17 protein-coding genes are annotated in these 21,618 nt (G+C 40.9%); 10 read left to right on the forward strand and 7 right to left on the reverse strand.

The features are described 5' to 3' along the window. Positions 1-107: 107 nt before the first annotated feature. Complete coding sequence (gene acsF, locus FD725_RS07670; protein ID WP_179047571.1) at positions 108-1,184, reverse strand: magnesium-protoporphyrin IX monomethyl ester (oxidative) cyclase; 1,077 nt, start codon at positions 1,182-1,184, stop codon at positions 108-110. A gap of 278 nt (positions 1,185-1,462) precedes the next feature. On the opposite strand from acsF, the gene FD725_RS07675 reads away from it, so the two are divergent. Continuing rightward, on the forward strand, positions 1,463-1,957 hold the full coding sequence (locus tag FD725_RS07675; protein WP_179047572.1) for a TM2 domain-containing protein: 495 nt from the start codon (positions 1,463-1,465) through the stop codon (positions 1,955-1,957). A gap of 1 nt (position 1,958) precedes the next feature. Here the strand turns inward: FD725_RS07675 and FD725_RS07680 are convergent, their stop codons facing one another. After that, on the reverse strand, positions 1,959-2,459 hold the full coding sequence (locus tag FD725_RS07680; protein WP_179047573.1) for a DUF2996 domain-containing protein: 501 nt from the start codon (positions 2,457-2,459) through the stop codon (positions 1,959-1,961). A 292-nt stretch (positions 2,460-2,751) separates the two neighbouring features. Further along, positions 2,752-3,789, reverse strand: coding sequence for a low specificity L-threonine aldolase (locus FD725_RS07685; RefSeq protein WP_179047574.1), 1,038 nt, complete (start codon positions 3,787-3,789; stop codon positions 2,752-2,754). A 132-nt stretch (positions 3,790-3,921) separates the two neighbouring features. On the opposite strand from FD725_RS07685, the gene FD725_RS07690 reads away from it, so the two are divergent. Further along, positions 3,922-4,272 carry a hypothetical protein gene (locus tag FD725_RS07690; RefSeq protein WP_179047575.1) on the forward strand — a complete coding sequence of 117 codons (351 nt, stop codon included), beginning with the start codon at positions 3,922-3,924 and terminating at the stop codon, positions 4,270-4,272. Between the two features lie 136 nt (positions 4,273-4,408). Here FD725_RS07690 and FD725_RS07695 read toward each other — a convergent pair whose 3' ends face one another. Together FD725_RS07695 and thrC are read right to left on the reverse strand one after the other, a co-directional pair. Then, positions 4,409-4,684, reverse strand: a complete 276-nt coding sequence (locus tag FD725_RS07695; protein WP_179047576.1) for a MoaD/ThiS family protein — start codon at positions 4,682-4,684, stop codon at positions 4,409-4,411. Between the two features lie 79 nt (positions 4,685-4,763). Beyond that, positions 4,764-6,068, reverse strand: a complete 1,305-nt coding sequence (thrC, locus tag FD725_RS07700) for a threonine synthase (protein WP_179047577.1) — start codon at positions 6,066-6,068, stop codon at positions 4,764-4,766. 608 nt (positions 6,069-6,676) lie between these two features. On the opposite strand from thrC, the gene FD725_RS07705 reads away from it, so the two are divergent. The 5 genes from FD725_RS07705 to FD725_RS07725 all read left to right on the forward strand — a co-directional run bounded on the left by FD725_RS07705 (position 6,677) and on the right by FD725_RS07725 (position 18,133). Further along, a complete protein-coding gene (locus FD725_RS07705) occupies positions 6,677-9,283 on the forward strand; it encodes a hypothetical protein (RefSeq protein WP_179047578.1) in 2,607 nt (868 codons plus the stop codon). Between the two features lie 95 nt (positions 9,284-9,378). Beyond that, positions 9,379-9,921, forward strand: a complete 543-nt coding sequence (locus FD725_RS07710; protein ID WP_179047579.1) for a DUF11 domain-containing protein — start codon at positions 9,379-9,381, stop codon at positions 9,919-9,921. 320 nt (positions 9,922-10,241) lie between these two features. Next, entirely contained in the window at positions 10,242-11,648 is a 1,407-nt protein-coding gene (locus FD725_RS07715) for a hypothetical protein (RefSeq protein ID WP_372726729.1), read from the forward strand. Continuing rightward, positions 11,645-15,229 (forward strand): TonB-dependent receptor, encoded by a 3,585-nt coding sequence (locus FD725_RS07720; RefSeq protein WP_179047581.1) that lies wholly within the window; start codon positions 11,645-11,647, stop codon positions 15,227-15,229. The genes FD725_RS07715 and FD725_RS07720 overlap by 4 nt, the downstream gene beginning before the upstream one ends. A 12-nt stretch (positions 15,230-15,241) precedes the next feature. Continuing rightward, positions 15,242-18,133, forward strand: a complete 2,892-nt coding sequence (locus tag FD725_RS07725; RefSeq protein WP_179047582.1) for a DUF11 domain-containing protein — start codon at positions 15,242-15,244, stop codon at positions 18,131-18,133. Positions 18,134-18,291: 158 nt separating this feature from the next. Here the strand turns inward: FD725_RS07725 and FD725_RS07730 are convergent, their stop codons facing one another. Beyond that, positions 18,292-18,552 carry a MoaD/ThiS family protein gene (locus FD725_RS07730; RefSeq protein ID WP_179047583.1) on the reverse strand — a complete coding sequence of 87 codons (261 nt, stop codon included), beginning with the start codon at positions 18,550-18,552 and terminating at the stop codon, positions 18,292-18,294. 483 nt (positions 18,553-19,035) lie between these two features. Between FD725_RS07730 and FD725_RS07735 the strand changes: the two genes are divergently transcribed. Beyond that, positions 19,036-19,530, forward strand: coding sequence for a host attachment protein (locus FD725_RS07735; RefSeq protein ID WP_179047584.1), 495 nt, complete (start codon positions 19,036-19,038; stop codon positions 19,528-19,530). Positions 19,531-19,927: 397 nt separating this feature from the next. Here the strand turns inward: FD725_RS07735 and FD725_RS07740 are convergent, their stop codons facing one another. Then, positions 19,928-20,095 (reverse strand): hypothetical protein, encoded by a 168-nt coding sequence (locus FD725_RS07740; protein ID WP_179047585.1) that lies wholly within the window; start codon positions 20,093-20,095, stop codon positions 19,928-19,930. 432 nt (positions 20,096-20,527) lie between these two features. Here FD725_RS07740 and FD725_RS07745 point away from each other — a divergent pair, with 432 nt between their 5' ends. Beyond that, on the forward strand, positions 20,528-21,223 hold the full coding sequence (locus tag FD725_RS07745; protein ID WP_179047586.1) for a TrkA family potassium uptake protein: 696 nt from the start codon (positions 20,528-20,530) through the stop codon (positions 21,221-21,223). 124 nt (positions 21,224-21,347) lie between these two features. Then, the gene (locus tag FD725_RS07750) at positions 21,348-21,614 is read left to right on the forward strand and encodes a type II toxin-antitoxin system ParD family antitoxin (RefSeq protein ID WP_179047587.1); all 267 of its coding nucleotides are present in this window, start codon (positions 21,348-21,350) and stop codon (positions 21,612-21,614) included. Positions 21,615-21,618 lie beyond the last annotated feature (4 nt).

Below are 21,618 nucleotides of genomic sequence, written 5' to 3' on the forward strand. Positions count from 1 at the left end.
CGTAATTAATAGCCACAAGATCAAGACTTTAAATTAAGTGTAAATTTACAAAAAAAAGTGGTTCTGTTGAATACAGAACCACTCCAGTTTTACAAAACTTAAACTAATTAACGAGCCGCGCCTTGAGCAGTAGCAGCGTCAATTGGTTTCATTAAGTATAGTTTGACTAACTGCCAACCAGTAGAAACTAACACAGGCAGTTTTTGGAAGATTTGCAAGAATTTAGGAGTGTTGGAGTTAGCGATCGCACTCAGTTTTTCGTTATTCTGAACACATATATCCAAGCGTTCATAAAATTCTGGGTTATCTACATCCAGAATTACAGGGAAAACTCTACCTGCGGTTGCATTGGTCTCCTTAATCACATAGATGTCGTATTCCCGTGCATCTAGACCAATGGAGGCGTAGAAATCTTTACGCTGGATGTCGTTGAGATACATGGTGACAAACACCGACAACAAGAAGAAGCGACTCCATAGTTTTGCCTTCCAATCATTCAGCATTTGTGGCTGAGATTTCATGATGGCATCAAAGAAATCACCGTGACGGTTTTCATCCTGACACCAGTTTTCAAAGAACCGGAAAATTGGGTAAATCCGGTCTTCGGGATGTGCTGCTAAATGACGATAAATAGTGATGTAGCGCCAGTAGCCAATCTTTTCAGAAAGGTATGTAGCGTAGAAAATGAATTTTGGTTTAAAGAAGGTGTAATTACGACTCTTGGTTAAAAATCCTAAGTCCAGAGACAGGTTAAAGTCTGACATCGCTTTGTTCAAGAAGCCTGCATGGCGCGCTTCATCCCGTGACATTAGGTTAAAGCACTCTGCCAAAACTGGGCTTTTATCTTTCAAACGGCGACCAAGTTCTTTGTAAAGCAAAAAGCCGGAGAATTCAGCCGTACAAGACCGTTCGAGAAATTCTACAAACAAGCGGCGAGTTTCCCCGTCAATGTGATCCCAGGATTGTTCAAACTCAGCATCCCGGACAAAATGATGACGGTTATAGTCAGCACGAAATTCTTCTAGAATGGCTCTCAACTCGTCTTCATTGACGGAGATGTCCATCCGTGCCATTTCATCGAAATCAGTGGTGTAAAACCGGGGTGATAACAGAGTTTCTTTTGCCGGGACTTTAATTCCTGGCCGTATTTCTTCAAAGCCTGGCTTTTTTAGGGAATCTACCATGTCCTAACTGCAATGAGTGTTTTTACTATCTTGAGTACACCTGGAGAACGGAAGTTTATCCTCTCATCAGGCGCAACAACCGACAATAATTAATTTGTATAAAATTCAGTCTACCAAGGTGCAGAGGTAAACTGGTAAGTGAAACGTTAAGAGTTGCAACAATACTGCAACATTTAAAGAATTGAGACTGGGGAATCTGTAGCTAGCATGAAGAGGCTAGAGGCTAGATGACAACTCAGCACTCCTCACTTATGTAAATCCAAGGGATAGACCACAACATGACTGTTAATAATCAGCAAAAAGACCGTCTGCTTGTCTCTTACATTTTAAGTGCGGCGTGGTTTTTAGGTCTAGGAGGACTGCATCGGCTATATAACGGCAAAATTGGCACTGGGTTGCTCTGGCTATTCACCGGAGGTGTTTTTGGTGTAGGACAATTTGTGGATTTGTTCTTGATGCCGGGGATGGTAGATGAATATGAACAGCAACTGAGAATTAAAGCTGGTGTCTCACCTTTGGGTGTACCTTTAAATCAACCTGTGACAAATGCCCAAGTTCACCGCCCGACAGGTAATCAATTGATGATAAAACTGCTGGAAGCCGCAGAAAGTAAAGGTGGTTACTTAACGGTAACTCAAGGTGTTAAAGCTACAGGTGCAGACTTTGCCCAAGTGGAAAGCACACTCAAAGAAATGCTGAAGTCAGGTTATGTCAAGATAGACAACGACCCCGTTACAGGAGCCGTCACCTATCATTTTCACGAACTTGACTAAATTAATTTCTGCCTAGCCATTTTTGACCGTTCAAGCGATACACTAGCCGTGATACCAACATTTCTAGGGTAATTTTGCGCTCATCGATCAAAAACGATTCTAGAGTGCTGGGTTTTCCACCTTCGTTACAGGAAAAACCTTTTTTCCCCTGGATATCCTCATCGGGAAAATATACGTTAAATCGACGCTGACCGTTGCGCCAACTACCAATTACTTGCCAGCATTCCTCAGATGAAGATGTCAAGCCGGAGATAGGAAACTTCTGTTTGGCGAAAGCCAGCTGTAAATCTTGCACACCTTCCGCCGCAATTGCCTTTTGCAAAGCCGGCAAGTAGTCTTGTTCCATGAACTCGACAAATGGCTTGCTTTCCACCGTGGGGGCTTTCTCTTTTTTGGCTGCTGGCGCTGCGGCTGGTTTTTCTGTTTGGGTTGCAGCGTTGGTAGCAGGGGTACTTGTCACTACTGGTTCGCTAGCTTGATCTTGATTGGTTTGGTCTGCCATTGCTCAGGTTAATCCTTTGTCTATCTGGAAAATAGAGGCTAGAGACTAGGAAGCTTAAGGCTAGGCAAGAGAGTTTTGCTGCTCTCATTGTCAGCTTTTGCTCTTAGGGTTTTAGCTTGTAGAGCGATCGCTCACTTTTTAGTAATAAGTTACCTTCATTTTGACATAGGAGAGCTGGTCAATAGTCATTAGTAAAATAGATAAAAATCAATGGTCAATAGTGAAAAATCTAATCTCTGGTTCACTGAGTATTATTTATTGAGCTAAGAGGCTTGATTAATACTAGGATAATCTAGGCGATCGCTCCTTTAATATCCCTAAGTAATTCATCAATTCTCTGTTTAGTGGTATTCCAAGAACACATAAAACGGACTCCCCCGACACCAATAAATGTGTAAAATTGCCAATCTCTAGATTTTAAATGTTGAATAACTTGCTCCGGTAGTTTGACAAACACCGCATTAGCTTCACGAGGAAACATGATTTCTGCATTTTCTATATTGAGTAACTCATTTTCTAAATAAGCCGCATATTGGTTAGCATGGCGAGCATTTTTTAACCATGCACCAGTTTCTAATAAACCTAACCAAGGTGCAGATATAAAGCGCATTTTTGATGCTAACTGTCCTGCTTGTTTACAGCGATAATCAAAATCTTCTGCCAATGATTTATTAAAGAAAATAATAGCTTCCCCTAACGCCATACCGTTTTTTGTCCCACAAAAACACAACACATCTACGCCGCTTTTCCAAGTCATTTCTGCTGGGGTTTTATTCATAGCTGCAACTGCATTAGCAAAACGTGCGCCGTCCATGTGAATTTTGAGATTATATTTTTGAGCAACTTCTTGAATATCTAATAGTTCTGCTATGGAATATAAAGTTCCTAATTCAGTTGCTTGGGTAATACTAATAACTTTAGGTTTAGGATAATGAATATCAGCCCGTTTTGTGACCATCTCTGCTATCACTTGTGCTGTTAACTTCCCATTTTTTCCTGGAGCTAATAACAACTTAGAACCATTTGAAGCAAATTCTGGCGCGCCACATTCATCTGTTTCAATATGTGCTGTTTCATGACAAATAACGCTATGATATGACTGACAAAGAGCCGCTAAAGATAGTGAATTAGCAGCTGTACCATTAAAAGTAAAAAAAACTTCGCAATCAATTTCAAACAGTTCTCGAAAATAATCTGTTGCTTTTTGTGTCCATTCATCATTTCCGTAAGCTGGCGCACTACCTTGATTAGCTTTAATCATGTAATCCATTGCTTCGGGACAAATACCAGAATAGTTATCACTGGCAAACTGTTCTAAATTGTTAATCATGACTTCTACTTGAATGTAATTTGCTACAATAGGGTAATATTTTCAACTGTTTAAAAGCTAGTGCAAAATCTCGTAACGCAAAAAGTGTTTTAGGTAAACCTAGATAAAATACTCTTGATAGAGAGGTTGGTAATGCAGTTGACGATAACTGACAACAAATTACAAATAGAGTTTACATGGCAAGAACAATTTCTGGCTGTTTGCTTCCAAAAACTTTGGCAAATACCATTAGCAAATATTAAACAAGCAACTACAACCAAACCTCAAAGCAACTGGAAAGAATTACGCTCTCCTGGTAGTTTTATTCCTGGTGTGATTAAAGCTGGAACTTACTACACTGACAGAGGCAAAGAGTTTTGGTATGTCAATCAGGATGATAATTATTTAACTATTGAGTTAGAAAATGAAGTTTATAAAAGAATTATTTTGACTACTGATAATAATATTTACTGGCAAGAACAACTGATGACTCAAGTTAATTAATTAGTCGCACAGAATTTATACTGAATTCTGGCTCCTGACTCCTGAATTCTGTTTAATAACTTTCTCCCCTGTAATGAGGGGAAAAAGTGCCGATAGATTTTTTGATTTAGACTAATCTAACTGAGATTTGCCAGTTTTAACCACCAGCCACAGCCGGGACAATACTCACTTCATCACCGTCTTTTAGAGATGTAGCTGTACCATCTAAAAAGCGGATGTCTTCGCTATTGACATACAAATTCAGAAAGCGCCTTGGTTCTCCTTTATCATCACATAATCGTGACTTGATACCAGGAAAGGTTTTTTCTAGAGAATCTAAGAGTTCTGCAATAGTCGTACCACTAGAATCGAGTGCGGCTTGATTGTTGGTGAAATTTTGCAGAGCAGTAGGGACTAAAACTTTTACAGCCATAATTAAATAATATTGGTCAGTGGTGAGTTGTCAGTTGTTAATGGTCGGTTGCTAATGACCATTGACTATTGACTGTTGACTAAACAAGGACTTGTTGCCATTCCAAGCGGTCTAAAGTACGCGATCGCTCTAATGCACGCTCAAAACTATCAAGTTTAGCATCAATGGTCAAAGGTTCACCAATGTAGCCTTGTACTGCTTCTTGGGTTTTCAAACCATTTCCCGTGATGTAAACCACAGTAGTTTCATCTGGGTCAATTTTGCCAGCTTCTACCAGTTTCTTCAGGACAGCGACAGTTGTACCACCAGCTGTTTCAGTGAAGATGCCTTCGGTTTCTGCCAACAGTTTGATGCCTTCAATAATTTCAGCATCATTGACTGATTCAATATTACCGCCTGTTTTCTTCGCTATTTCGACAGCGTAGACACCATCTGCCGGATTGCCGATCGCAATTGATTTAGCAATTGTATTCGGTTTTACTGGTTTAATAAAGTCGCGGTCTTCTCTAAAGGCTTGGGCAATGGGGGAACAGCCTTCAGCTTGTGCGCCACTAAAGCGGACGTTTTTACCTTCTACTAAGCCAACTTCCGTAAATTCTTTAAAACCTTTATATATCTTGGTAAACAGTGAGCCAGAAGCCAAGGGGGCAACTATATGATCTGGTAGTTCCCATCCCAGTTGTTCTGCCACTTCAAACCCTAAAGTCTTGGAACCTTCCGAGTAGTAAGGCCGCAAGTTGATATTGACAAAACCCCAGCCGTATGTATTGGCGACTTCCGAACACAGGCGATTGACTTGATCGTAGTTGCCTTTCACCGCCATGAGTGTAGGACTGTAGATTAAGCTACCCAGGATTTTTCCAGCTTCTAAGTCAGCCGGGATGAACACACAACAGTCTAGACCGGCATTAGCTGCGATCGCTGCTGTGGAGTTTGCCAAGTTACCGGTGCTAGCACAAGATACTGTAGTGAAACCCAACTCACGCGCACGAGAAAGAGCAACGGACACCACCCGATCCTTGAAACTCAGGGTGGGCATATTGACGGCATCATTTTTAATATAAAGCTTGTTTAGACCCAGGCGACGGGCAAGACGATGGGAACGTACCAGGGGAGTCATACCTGTTCCCACATCTATAACATTGTCAGTTGCGACGGGCAAAAAGGGACGGTAACGCCAAATTGAATTAGGGCCAGCTTGAATTTTTTCACGGGTGACAGACAGACGCAAGGCACTATAGTCATACTTCACTTCCAATGGGCCAAAACAGAACTCACACACATGAGAGGCTTTGAGTTCGTATTCTGCACCACATTCTTTACACTGCAAAGATTTGAGAATGTTGGTGTTTGCTTGGGTTGGTGTGGATGTGGCCTGAGTCATAAACTAGCTTTCCCTGTTTGTCCGTCAACTGCGAATGATAGTAGCACGGGTAAAAACACTAGTCAAACATACCCGACTAAAATTGTCGGCTTTAAATCCATAAGTTATTTGCTTGCAGCTAGAGTATATATAAATACTATTAATTGTGTAATTAAAACTAGATATACGGATTAGTCGGCATTAATTTTCGGAAATTAACTAGACAAAATATACTCTTGTGTAATAACAGACTTTTATTGTCCGTACTTACTTAAATAAAATTACGCAAATAATTTTTTGCTAAAAATCTTAATACTCGTATTTCAACTGTTTCGAGATGCCATGTCTTTGATTTAAGGTTCTAGTGTTGAGACATCATATTATTTCTTGTAATCAATTTGACATCAGTAAATAAAACTGAATATCTCAAAAACTGATTACACAAAATACTGTTTTTATATTGTTCGCAAGCGTTATTCCAAACTGATTTAGATTGTTTTGGAATAATTTTGTTGTCTGAAAAATAATTGCCAGATAAATCGATATTTTTAAAAAATTATAGATATATTGTGCATTTATTTTTACCGGAGATACTCAGCAGTACCCTACTAAAAAACTACATCTCTAGAATGAATTTTCAGATTAAAACCAACAAAACTCGTAAGTCTAGACTGTATGGTGCTTTAATCACAACAGCATTTTTAACTAACGGTCTTTTCCCATTCATCACTCCTGTATTAGCTCAAACTGCACCAACTGCTGCTAATACACCTATAAATAACCAAGCAACAGCCACTTACGAAGATCCAAACAATCCCGCAGATCCAAATAATCCAAATGATCCTAAAAGAATCACGACTACTTCCAACACAGTTACCGTCACAATCGCTGAAGTAGCGGGTATCTTGGTACAAGCTGGGACAGTGAACGATGTTAATGGTGGTACAGTCCAAGTCGGTGATGCACTGGAATATAACTTCACTGTCACCAACATAGGGAACGATCCTACACGCTTCAAAATACCGGAAGCAGTCACTATCACAGGTAACGGAACCTTAGTTGCTAACAGCTTAGAATATCAACAACCTGGTACTACTACTTGGTTACCAGTTCCCAGTGGCGGGGTAACGACAAACTCTGTCCCTGTCAATGGTGTTGTACCTGTGCGAGTCAGAGTTACTGTTAATTCTGGTGCTGCCAGTGGTGATAATATCTCAGTTACCTTGGGTCAAACAACTCCGGCTAACACTGCCAGCAACTCTCCCCGCAACGATGCTGCATCAAGCAATGATAATCTTGATGTCTACACTGTTGACAACATTAATGGCTCACCAAATGAAGTTGATGGTACACCTGCTAACCTAGTGGTAGAAGGTAGTGCAACAGCGACAAAAACCGTTGATCCAAAGTCCTATTCTCTAGCCACCTTACTGAAAACTCGTGGTGTTTACAACAATAACAATACAGCCGGGGATATTACAGATGATACTGTATCCTACAATTTGAGTTTACGAGTTGAACCCACCGATGTCACAGGAAAAGGTATCGTTCCCGCACCTCTAGCCGGCTCTACCGTACCTGGGCTTACTGGCTCGTATATTTTAGTATCTGATGCCATTCCTACAGGAACCCAACTAGCAGCAGCACCGACTGCACCTAGCGGTTGGACAGTAGTTTACTCCACAACTGCTGTCACCACAACTGCTAACGCTGCCACTTGGACAACTAGCCAACCAGGAGACTTAACTACAGTTACGCGGATTGGTTTTGTTAAACTCACAACTGACGGTGATACTAGTACTTATCTACCTTTAACTACTGGTGCAGTCCAACCGACCCAATTCGCTATCCAGTTAAAAGTTAAAACAGGACAAACCGCGCCTCTCACCATCGCCAACATCGCTCAAGTATTTGGTAAAACACCAACGACAAACGCTCCTGTAATTGATGAATCAGGTGATCAAAATCCCAGCAACTTTGATGGGAATACAGGAAATATGACACCTCCCCCAACAACAGACACCAATGGGGATAATGTACCTGATCAATTACCTACTACTGTGGATGATGGTTTTATCAACAACCCAGGAACACCAGAAACAGGTGTTGATACTAATGGTGACAACACTGGTGCAGGCACAGGTGGTGAGGCTAACACCTTTACAATCAATACAGCCTCAGTATTGAACGGGCCAAATGGTGTACCGAATGCCGTGGGGCCGACAAATAATAATGATGACTTTACTAATAAGTCTACTGCTGTACCGGCTGGCACGACTCCTGGTTCCACATTTGACCCAGGAGTAGTCACGTTTACCAACACCGTTAGAAATGATAGTACTCAAGCGAGCAATATTTCTCTAGTACCCACACCACCTGCTCCCACTGGTGATTTACCCAATGGTACAGAGGTGACAATCACTTATAATGCTCAGTCCATAACTTACGTTTGGAATGGGACAGTTTTCCAATACAAAGACCCTGGTACTAATGCTCTCAGCGCCATAGATCAGGTAACAAAATACATTACTATCCCCAATATTGCAGCAGGTACAGATGTGTCATACACCGTAGCTGTTAATTTACCAGGCACTACACCTTTATCTACAGATATCAATAGAGGCTTCCCAGTACCAGTTACCGCTTTTGTGGATGATGCTACGCCTGGATTGGGTACAGAAACTGTGAGGAATACAACTATAGATCGTGTATATACTGGGTTCTTGAAATTAGTCAAATTCTCAGCTATTGAACAAGGAACAGGGCCAGCCGTTGGTACAGGTCAAGAGAATTTTGCCAGTACACCTGCTGCTCCAGGTGGTGTTGACCCTGATCCTAATACTCCTGATGTGGATAGAAAACCTGCACCGGGAAATATTATTGTTTATCAAATCCGCTACAAGAATATTTCTGAACCATCTGTGGGTACAGGTAACGTAATTTTGAACGCGGCTAATGTGGTGATTACGGAAGACGGGACTGCTAGTCCTAGCAACTGGGCGAAAGATAATGATGGTAATAATGTGATTGATACCAGTCATGTTAGCGGTTCATCTGTGGATTCTGGCAGTTCAACAATTACATTCTTTAGTGGTAATCCGGCTAATACTCTTCTTAGTGGTGAGCAGACTGGTACTACAGTGAGTACTGATGTCACTAAATATATAGACACTGTTACTGGTCAAGTTGCGCCGGGTGTGCAGAGAACCTTTACCTTTAAGCGCAAAGTTAACTAAAACTTTTTTACCCTCTCCATTGTTGGAGGGGGTATTAGTTTCTCTAAACGGGGAAAGATAAGTCATATCAATTCAAAATTTGAGGTGATTAAGAAATGAAGAGTGTTGTTATTGTTACCGTAGGAGTCTTGGCGATCGCTGCTACTAGTTATGTACCAGGGGTTGTTTCTGGCAGGGCTGTTGCTCAGAATAATCGTAGTCAACCACAATTGCAATTGCGTCTAGAAGCGGAAAAACAAGTCTTACAAAAAGATAATCAGGGTAAGCAAAAGGTTTCATGGCAAGCACTGACAGGTAAAGCAGTAGTCAAACCAGGTGATGTATTAAGGTATACATTGAATGGAGAAAATAAGAGCGATCGCCCAATTAATAATCTCGTACTCAATCAACCCATCCCCAAAGGAATGGTTTATGTATTGAAATCTGCCAACACTACAAACCAAAACAGTAAGATTACTTATAGCATCGACGGCGGACGTAGTTTTGCAGAAAATCCCACCGTTAAAGTTACTCTCCCCAATGGCACAGTTGATATTAAACCAGCACCAGCTAACGCTTATACTCACATTCGCTTACAACTTCCATCACTAGCAGCGAAGACGATAGTTAAGGCGACATATCAAACTCAGATTCGTTAGCAGCTAGAGAAGAGAGTTTTTTCTATGATTGGTTGACTAGTTTTGTGCTGTTTTTGGGAAAAATTTACCTAGTAGTCAGCCTTTATTCATTTTCATAACAAGTGTGTTCCTCAATAGAGGAATTATTTTTAATTCATTTAACTGCTCATTACTTATCACTTTTACATAAATGCTGCTTTTACATAAATCAGGGTATTTCCGAGGAGATAATTTCTGTGACTCTTCCTCGTAAACAAAAACAAATTAATTTTGGTAATAACTGGTATAAACAGCTAACAGCAACTGTTCTCTTGGGCAGTTTTTTACAAACTACTGTATCCATGCCAGCAACAGCACAAGCTGTCAATATTGTAAATCAAGCTAACTATACTTATAAAGATTCTACTAGCGACAATCAATATCAGGGAACCAGTAGTCAAATTAATCTCAATCCTAATCCTTTGGTTGACCCACTAGGTAGGATTTTAGGTTGTGCTGGTGCGCTGTTACCAGACTATACAGGGTTTTCTGTTGGTGTGTATGAACCTAATCCGAATGATCCAACTGGCACAGAATTAGGGGGATTAGTTTCTTTAACACGGACGGAATTACCTGATATTCCTAACAATAATATTCCCGGTGGTAAAAGTCCTAATACTGAGAATAGTAACCCATATTTCATTACAAATAATCCGGCTGGTGTTTATAATTTTCTCCTTGACCCAAATAGAGGTCAAACTAATCCGGGTAAAATATACATTTTTGTAGTCAATCCTCCGGCGAATTCTGTTTATCAACAACGACGGATTAAGATTGAGATTCTCAATAGCACAGATAATAATCTCGTGCGTTATCTGGCTACTTCTTTAGATGGTCAACCAATCAGTACGAAAGGGGAAACTAGAATAGAGGGTACTGTAGTTTTAGTCCCGAATGCAGAAGTAGTGGGACTGGATTTACTAGCATTTGAATTTACTACGAATATGTGTCAAGCAAATCAGGTGCAGATTGTCAAAACAGGCGATCGCGCGGCGGCTGAACCTGGAGATACAGTTATCTATCGCTTGTCGGTAAAAAATTTATCAGATGTTGCCTTAAATAATGTGGTTATCACTGATAATCTTCCCTTGGGCTTTAACTTGATTCCTAAGTCTGTACGAGGGGAAATAAACGGTCAAGCAGTAGCGATTACACCAGCGAATAACGGCAACACAATTACCTTCCCTACAGGTGTGAATCTTCCTGTCGGGCAAGTGCTGACACTAGTTTATGCAGCTCAACTTACCCCTGATTCTCTGCGGGGAACTGGTCGCAATAGTGCGATCGTTAATGCGGAACGCTCTGATAATCGATTTAGTACCAAAGACGGCCCAGCAACCCACCAACTAAGAATTGGTCAAGGTATAGTTTCTGACTGTGGCACAATTATCGGTCGCGTGTTTATTGACAAAAACTTTGATGGTGAACAGCAAACAGGTGAACCAGGAATACCCAATGCAGTCATTTTCTTAGAAGACGGGAACCGCATCACCACTGATCCCAAAGGTTTGTTCTCCCTAGCCAATGTCTTACCAGGAAGCCACGCAGGAGTATTAGACCTGACTAGCGTCCCTGGTTACAAACTAGCTCCCAATAAGAAATTCCGCGAACGCAATAGCCAATCTCGCCTAGTGCGCCTAGAACCTGGGGGGTTGGTACGGATGAATTTTGCAGTCACTCCCATCTCAGAGGAGGTAGTTAAGCCATGAGAACCTTAAACATTCTAAATCTGAGATTGATCAGAGCGATCGCTGGAACATTAATCTGCGTTTTATATCCAGCTAGCGTTCATGCTGAGGTGAAAGAAAACTCCTCAAATATCACGCCTACAAGGAGAGAGGCTGCTTCTTTCCCAGACCATAATCTATCAACTGACCAACTCCTTGCAACAACTCCATCTGCGACTCCCATCCCACCTTTTTCGCTAGCAGATGAGATGACATTACCCAGAGGGTTGAGTAGAGTTGCCGAATTACCGCCAACGGAAACACCAGTAGCAACAGATAAGGGCGATGAACGCAGGGAAACAACTTCTTCTGTCTCCACAACCATAAAAATTTTGACCCCCACGGCTAACAGTGTTATCGATATCCCTGCAACTGAGGCGACAGTACAATTTCCGGCTGGTAGTCAAGTGGAACTGCGGGTAAATGGAGTTTTGGTAGATTCTGCCTTGGTGGGAAAAACTGAAACTGATGCTAACACTAACCTAGTAACGCAGACATGGTATGGTATCTCGCTCAAGGCTGGTGAGAATACTTTGACTGCACAGATCATCGGTGGGACAGAACCACCAGTGAGTGTGCGCGTTGTTGTCAGAGGAAAACCGCAAAAACTGACGCTAGAAACTGTAGAAGCGCGTATCCCTGCTGATGCACGTTCCACAGCTACTATCAACGGTCAACTTTTGGATGAAGGTGGTAATCGCTCTAATCAAGATGCTGTTGTCACAATTATCCCCACGGCGGGGGAATTAGTGGGAACTGACTTGAAGCCTGAACAACCAGGGTTTCAGGTAGAAGCCAAAGGGGGACAGTTTACAGCAATTTTGCGATCGGATTTGAAAGCACAAACTGTGCGAATTCGCGCCTTAGCTGATGATTTAGAAGCCTTTACCCAACTGCAATTTGAGACATCATTACGTCCTAGCTTAGTCTCTGGGGTGGTAGATTTGCGTTTAGGTGCGAGAGGGACAAACTATTACGGTAGTTTTCGAGACTTTCTCCGCCCAGACAAAGATACTAGCACCCAGTTTGACTTTAACTCAGCCATTTTTGCCACAGGTACATTCGGTGACTGGCTATTTACTGGCGCATATAACAGTTCTCGCAGCCTGAATGAAGATTGTAACTGTGATAATCGCCTGTTTCGCTCATATCAATTTAGTGAACAAAACTACCCTGTTTATGGTGATAGTTCCACATCATATGTAGTTACACCTTCTATTGACAGCTTATATCTGCGATTTGAGCGTTCTACTGGTATTCCTGGTGCTGCGCCTGATTATGCGATGTGGGGTGACTACAATACAGAAGAATTTTCCCGTTCTTCCCAGCAGTTTACCGCCATTAGTCGGCAACTCCACGGCTTTAAAGCCAACTACAACTTAGGGAATCTGCAAATTACAGGCTTCTATGGTAATAATTTAGAGGCTTTTCAACGAGATGCGATCGCCCCTGATGGGACTAGCGGTTTTTACTTCCTGTCTCGGCGGTTAGTAGTTCCTGGTAGTGAAAATGTTTTTATTGAATTAGAAGAACTGAATCGTCCGGGTACAGTCCTGCAACGCCAACAGCTAAACCGTGGCCCAGACTATGAAATCGATTACGATCGCGGTACTTTAATCTTCCGTGAACCAATTCTGCGTACTGATGTTGATCAAAATGGACAAGTTTTAGTCCGGCGGATTATCGTCAGCTATCAATACGATAGCAACAACACCGACAGCAACATCTATGCAGGACGCTTACAATACAACTTTTCTCGCTTGCTAAATCAAGAAAGTTGGTTAGGTGCAACCTACTTGAGAGAAAACCAAGGATTACGTGGTTTTGAACTCTATGGCGCAGATGCCATGATTTCTCTAGGTTCTGAGAATCAGATAATAGCAGAATATGCCCATTCCACCAACGATTCCGATATTATGGGGCGAGTAAGTGGCGAAGCTTATCGTTTAGAAGCCCAAGCTCAGATTTTTAAAGGTCTACAAGGTCGGGCTTATTACAGATATGCGGATACAGGCTTTGCTAATAACGCTACTATTAGTTTTGTTCCTGGTCAAACTCGCTATGGGGCGCAACTCACAGGAAAAGTTTCTACAACCACAAATGTCCGAGTGCAATACGACCATGAAGACAATTTTGGCATTGCACCCCAACCCTTAGATACCTTTGAAGAGCTATTTTCTCCCCGTTCGCAAGCAATACCCGGTAGTCAAGTCGATAATTCCCTCTCCACCCTATCGGCGGGAATTCAACAACGCATAGGTAAAGCCACTGTCAATGTTGATTGGATTCATCGCCACCGAGAAGACAGAATTGCCACCAACCCTTTAGAGAGTACATCAGATCAATTACGCTCTCGGTTCACATATCCCCTAACAGATAATCTCACCTTCCAAGCCCAAAACGAACTCACCTTATCTTCCCAAAAAGATACAGTCTACCCAGACCGGACAATTTTAGGGCTAAATTGGGCTGTCGTTCCTGGTGTAAATATCAATCTTGCTCAACAATACTACACTGCTGGTCAGTTGGCTGGTAATTCTATTACGAGCTTAAGCGTCAACGGTGAACACAAACTTGGCTCTGATACAACTTTGACTGGTCGTTACTCTATTCTCAGTGGTGCTAACGAACTGACGACCCAAGGAGCTATAGGTCTAAATAATCGCTGGATGATTGCATCTGGTTTGCGGCTAAATCTGGCTTATGAACACGTCTTTGGTAGCTTCTTCCAACGCACAGGTACAGGTCAACAATTTGCTCAACCATTTGCTCCTGGTCAAAGTGCTTCCTCGATTGGATTTAGTGGAGGTGATAGCTATAGTGTGGGGTTGGAATACTCAGATAATCCTGAGTTTCAAGCCAGTGCGCGTTACGAACATCGCACTTCGTCTGGTGGTTCCAATACAGTTATATCAGCCGCAGCTTTGGGTAAAATTTCCCCAGCACTCACAGCCTTAGTCCGATATCAACAAGCCAATTCTTCCAATCAAAAACTGACTGGTTTAGGCGATACAGCTAACTTAAAATTGGGTTTAGCTTTCCGTGACCCCAACAACGATAAATTTAATGCTTTATTGCGTTATGAATATCGGCAAAATCCCTCGACCATTCCCGATACCATCCTGTTAGGAAGTGGTACAGGTTCCCAAGATCATACCTTTGCTTTAGAAGCTATCTATGCGCCTAACTGGCAATGGGAATTTTACGGTAAATATGCTCTGCGTAATAGTACATCTTATTTAGCTAATGATTTAGTGGGTACTAGTACTGTAAATCTGGGACAATTACGAGCTACCTATCGCTTGGGATATAGCTGGGATTTAGTAGGTGAAGCTCGTTTGATTAATCAATCGACTTACACAGAGACAGGTTTCCTTGTGGAAGCTGGTTATTACCTCAGTCCTAATCTCCGCCTAGCTGCTGGTTATGTATTTGGTCGAGTCGATGATCGAGATTTTTCTGGAACACGTTCGGCTGGAGGGCCTTATTTGGGTTTGACATTGAAACTCAACGAATTATTTGATGGGTTTGGATTGCAAAAACCTGTACCACGTCAACCGTAGGGAGAGGTGGCAATGAAATATTTATTTAACTATTTAAAAGCGATCGCTACAGTAAATCTCGATGAAACTGTGGGCAACCTAACAAAAAAAACTATGCTAAAGTCTCTATCAAACAACCGTAAAAAAATATACTTAAGTAGCTTTGCTTGCTTATTTTACATCCTCGCACAAGATATAAAACCCAGTTGGGCAGAAGGTAGTAAACAGTTAGTTGCTGATGGTGGTGATAGACCTTATTTAGAATGGCTAGACCCCAATGCTTATACAACTGCGGGGATTGTGAGGCAGAATAAACTCAAGGTTTATGTGGAAACTGGGGAAACCGTATATTTAGGTTCTAGCGTCTTTAATGCCAATAATAATCTCGTTGATCCAGATATAATTTACCGCAGTCCTTTTAATGGTCAAAATGGTAATTGTAATGTCCTCAAGGTCGCCAATGTCGTCAACGGCGATTTTGGTCACATTGATACAATAGATAAAGAGAAGTTAGGTCCTGCTCCCTTAGCTGCTGGTGGTTACAATCCTTGTAGTTTTGTGGCTACAGAAACTGGTATTTATGAAGTAGAATTTCGTTCTGCTAGGCCCCTGACTAACCCTAGAGGTGATGTAAATCCGCCGCCTATATCTGCTACTTCACAATTTGCTACAAATGAAGAGCAAAGGGGAGGAATAGCAGCTTGGGATGTGACAGTGGCAAAAAATGGTGTCGCTCAACCTGGAAGACTATTTACTAACTATATAGCCCTGAATTTGGGTAATAATGGTAGGTCTTTGAAGTCTAAACTCTACATTCAAACGAAAGATGGATATCGCTATCAAACAGATATGAATGGAGTTGACCCATTTGGTTTTTTGTTCTTTGCTAATAGCAGAGGATTTATTGACCAGAATAATAACTCCACACTCTATCGCTCTGCTAACTCTCCAGCAAATTCTCTGAGTACATTAGATTTTTCTGGTAATGTACGAGTTCAACGTCCCGATATTGCTGATACAACTACCGATATCACCCATTTAGTTTTCTTTAATCGTCCAGCGACAGCAACATTGAATGCTTTAGGAATTCCCTTAACCCCAATAACCCCACCAATACCCAGCAATTTTATTTTCACTGGTGGAACTGGCGGTAGTGGGAATCAAACTTATATTGGTGTGGGAGGTAAGTTTAGTTTTAATGTTGGTTCTAGCGGTAGTTATCAAATTATTATCGATACTAACAATGATGGGATTTTTGACCCTAGTTTAGATCGGGTATTACAAAATCCCATGCTATCTGGTTTTAATGTAGTGTCTTGGGATGGGAAAGATGCTGCTGGAGTAAATTTACAACCCTTACCTAATAATGCTGCATACAGCGCCCAAATTACTACAAGAGTAGGTGAATATCATTTTCCGCTGTTGGATGCGGAAAATAATCCTTCAGGGTTTAGAATCACGATGGAAAACCCACCAGCAGCTTTTCCTCCTCTCAAAGACTTAAATAACAACAATATTGGAGCATCAACAATCTATTACAATGACTCTAATTACAGCACTAAGAATGGTACAACTACCGTAGAAGTGAAGTTAGACGGTACAGGAGCAACTAATCCTCGAAATGCAGCACGAGGAATCAACAGTGCTTCAGGTAAGCATGAATTTAGTCAAGACTATGGCGATTATAAAGGTATAGATACTTGGACTTATTTTCCCAGCCAAGCAGTTATCACACCTTTAGTCATTACTACAGATAAGCAAGCAAATGTTAAAGGAACTAAATCTGTTCGCTTTTCGATAGATAACGATGGTGCAGGTACAGTAAATGTTGGCGATTCTGTTGAATATACTATTACCTATTCCAACCTAACTCCCGACGGCAATACTAACGCAATTAATTTTATTATTAATGACACTTTGCCGTCACAGTTAACTTTTGTGAGTGCGGCAATTACAAGTGCGACTTCAGGTAATAACATTACACTTAATCCTAGTTATAGTGGCTCTGGTGCTTTGACTAATTCTGGAACCTTGCGAGTAGGTGACACAATTACTATGAAAATTACAGCAAAAATTAATAACGCTAATGGTGGTAATCCAATTAGCAATCAAGCCAATGCGAATTTTACCACTGCTGATAGTGCGGGAACAGTTGGTACAGTTTACACAGATGCAGATTCGGCAGGAGCTAGTAGTAATCCGCCAACTGTGGGGAATTCTTTTGCTCAAACTGCTGATGATGGCACAAATATAGGTAATGATCCTAGTAAAACAAATGATGATGACCCTACATTATTGACAGTTTCTACTGTTGTGCCTAATCCGCCAAAATTAGTGTTGGTGAAACGAATTACTCGGATTAATAATCAAGATTTAACTAATAATGTTAATGGTAGTAGTGCTGTAGCTATTACTGCTGCTAATTATGTAGCGGCTCCTCGTGATGTTGATGATGATGATCCTAAGTGGCCTGCTAATTATTTGCGGGGCATGATCAATGCTGGTAATGTCAAACCTGGAGATGATTTAGAATACACAATTTACTTTCTTTCTAGTGGTCAAAGTAATGCGAATAATGTAAAACTCTGCGACTTAATACCAGCAAATACTACTTTTATATCTACAGCTTTTAATGGTTTAAGTCCTAATGATGGTGTCAGTGGTGCAGATCAGGGAATTGCTTTAGCTGTTGGTGCTACTAATCCTACAGTTTATTTTAGTAATGCAGCAGATAGCGATCGCGCTACTTTTTACCCAGCCAATTCTCCCACCACACCCAGTTTTTGTCCCAACAGTAACACAAATGGAGCGATCGCCGTAGAAATTACTCGCGCTACTGTTTTCCCCAACATCCCCCCCGCCAGCAGTAGCGGTACACCAACCAGTTCTTATGGATTTGTACGCTTTCGCGTCAAGGTGAAGTGAACAATTAATTCAAAATTCAAAATACCCTTCGGGAAGGCTCACGCCTACAAAATTCAAAATGAGACAAGGAGACAAGGGGACAAGGGGACAAGGAGAAAATACTTATATAGATTCTTTCCCCCATCTCCTCATCCCCCCATCTCCCCATCTGTTTCTTACTAACCCCCACTCACCGGGGGAATTAAGACAACTTCATCGCCATCTTTTAAAAGGGTGTCGGGTTCGACAAAAATTAAGTTAATCCCAAAGCGGGTGATATCACGCCATTTAGATAGTTCTGGGTGTTCACTAATTAGGCGATCGCATACTGCACTAACAGGTGTACCATTGGGTAATTCCATGACCAGTTCTGGAACTCCATAGGCTTCTTGATAGGCAGCAAATAATTTGATGGTAATGGTAATTGCAGAATTAGGCATATAGGTTTTGTCCTCGATTGTACAGTGCGAGGATTTTTTAAAAACGCAGATTTACAGAAAATTTTTCACAATTGCGGATCATGATGGATGTGGAAACTTTAAAGCAGCAAGTTAGATGCTGACCTTTAAATATTGACTCTATCTATGGACATATACGATTTCTTAAAATTTATTTAATTTTTGCGGAAAATGCAACCACAATTTAATTTTTTTCAGTAACGCGGGAAACTCATGCAACTCAGTAGCTTTCCCGCCTACCCATAATTAATTTTTTGCCTATAGGAATCATATTTGATTTCTGTTGGCGTAGCCTGCGCTTACACATACAAAACTCAGTACACCTTTATTCTTTCTTCCCAGTACCCAGTACCCAGTCCCCAGTCCCTTACCTCTACGAGTGATTTAGAAATCAAATCGGATTACCATATTACCTATTCTTAATAGTTGCTAAGATTGAAGCACCAGAATTTTTAGGGTGCGAATATGAGTATATTCCTCATTGCTGTGATTGATGGTAAGAAAGCACGTTTTTTAACTTTAGAACCATCTGCATTACCTGAATATCAATCAAGCCCCAATTTAACTGAGCATGAAGTTTTGTTAAATTCGGCAAAAGAACTTTCTGGACAAGAATTGTGGGCGAGTACAAAGACAGGACGCAATCGTGGTGTGGCAGGTCAAGCTCATAGTTATGATGACCATAGAGATAATCATATGCTTGAATTTGAGCGCCGCTTTGCTCACACAGTTAGTAACAAGATTATTAACTTAACTCAAGTTAAGCGAGTGCAACAATTGTTATTGATTGCTGAGTCACAAATCTTAGGATTAATGAGAGAATCGCTTGCGTCTGTATTACCTAAAAATATTCATGTTAATGAGTTGGCTAAAAATCTCTGTCATCTAAAACCGCATGAATTACATGAGTATCTAGCTCATAAACAACTCTTACCAGCCAGCAAACGCATTTCTGGTTAGATATAAGATTTCTCCGTTAAGTTTGGGATAGGAAATTAAGCTAGTGTACTTCATAGTAGTAGTAAGGTTTTTATACTTTTTTAAAAGTACGCTAAAAAATATTACCTAAACTTAACTCGTACTCTTGTGTATTCATTTTTGCGAGATAATCAAAATACAAGGCAGTGGCGATGCAACTAAAAGTTGATCTTTAGTTACATAATATAATTCAATGTCTTGTAGCAACCTAAAAAGGCGATGCAGGGGGGTGTAAAATGACTCACGATTTTCCTATAGATGATTTTAGTAACTACTTAATAGTGAAAATCAGTATGCTGATTGTGCTATTGCTATTATTGTTAGCAATTTCCGCAGCCCCAGCGATTTAAAGATGAGTTAGTTACTATCGCAAAATCTCCTAACTTGCGTCTTCCCAGTCGCAGAGTAGTTCAGGTGCTTGTTTGATTTTTTGTGGTTTGCGGAGTGGGACTCTGGGAGTGCCAATATCCACAGAATGAAAAGATTGTTGTCTTTTCTTGGGAGATTTTTGATCTTGCTTGGGGGAAAGAATCTGTGTGGTTGTCATGGTAAATCAACTTTTACTATAAACTGAGCATTTAGTTTATATCATCAATTGCTCAACGGCAAATTTCGCAGCTAGAATATGACAAAATATTAGCGATCGCCTAGTGACATTCCTCACATCTCCTCAACGCTATTCCAGGATCAACAGCAAGTTTCTGTTGTCTATGACACAAGATTATCCTCCGAAAGAGAGAATTTCTCGCGTCATAAAAACTGCTGCACCTACAATCATCAATATTAATGTCACTTTTCCCCCAATAACTAGAGCGTTTCTCAGTTAAGTGAGGTACATATTTTTAGTCACCTGACCAATGACTAATGACCAATGACTACTGATAAAATTTTAATTAATAGCAAAAAATAAAACTTTTAACTAACTCAGTCTAAAGCTTTTTTGCTTTAAATACGAAGAATAAATATAAGGATTTTGACTGTGAATTTGTCATCATTAGGTTTTTTTCGCAGTTTACGAAAAGATAATCAGCAATTTGCTGTCATTGGTTTAGGTCGTTTTGGTCGTTCAGTCTGTTATACCTTACATAAGTTAGGCTACCAAGTCCTCGGAACTGATATTGATGAAAAACGAGTATCAGTAGCGTTAACAGAAGAAATAGTTGGTCATGCTTTGCAATTAGACTCAACCGAAGCTGCTGCACTCAAGGAAGCAGGAATCTTTGAATTTGATACGGTAATTATTGCCATTGGTAATTATGTCCAAGAAAGCATTATTACTACTTTGAATGTGAAAGAAGGTGGTGTACCTCATGTGGTCGCTAAAGCTTCTAGTGAAGTTCATCAAAAGTTATTGAAGCGAGTAGGGGCAGATCATGTTGTTTTTCCTGAATATGAAGCCGGTTGTGCGCTAGCACGAACACTGACTAAACCATCTATTTTAGATAGATTTGACCTCGACCCAGATAATAGTATTGTTGAGTTAATCGTACCTGATGAATTTCATGGCAAAACGATCGCTGAACTACAATTACGCAACCGTTATGGTCTGAATTTGTTAGCTGTCAGCCATGATGGTAAATTTCAAATTAATCCTGAACCCACCAAACGTTTAGAACGTGGTACAGCAATGGTAGTTATCGGTTGTAATAAGGATATTAATCGTTTACCAATTTAGCTAATTGACCAAAACTAGTGTGTAGGGTGCAGTCTTAGATTCCCCTACATCTCACCTTCCGCACTCCCAAGTGTCACAATAAGATGTGCCTGGGTAACGTCTTAATTAACTAGGGATAAAGAACATGAATATCCAACTTCAAGCTGAATATGAGCAATTTATACAAACCAGAATTGCTACAGGTAGGTATGAAAATGCTGAAGATGTCATTGTTAAAGCGTTAAAACTGCTGGAGGAATGGGAGAAGGGTTATCACGAATGGGAAGAAGATATTAAGAAAAAAATAGCGGCTGGATTGGCTTCTATCGAACGTGGAGACGTAGTAGATGGTGAAGTGGTGATGACAAGACTGGAGGAGAAATTACGCAAGGCCCGTGAGACTCAAGGATAATGGA

The sequence above is a fragment of the Nostoc sp. TCL26-01 genome, from assembly GCF_013393945.1.
Classification (GTDB): domain Bacteria; phylum Cyanobacteriota; class Cyanobacteriia; order Cyanobacteriales; family Nostocaceae; genus Trichormus.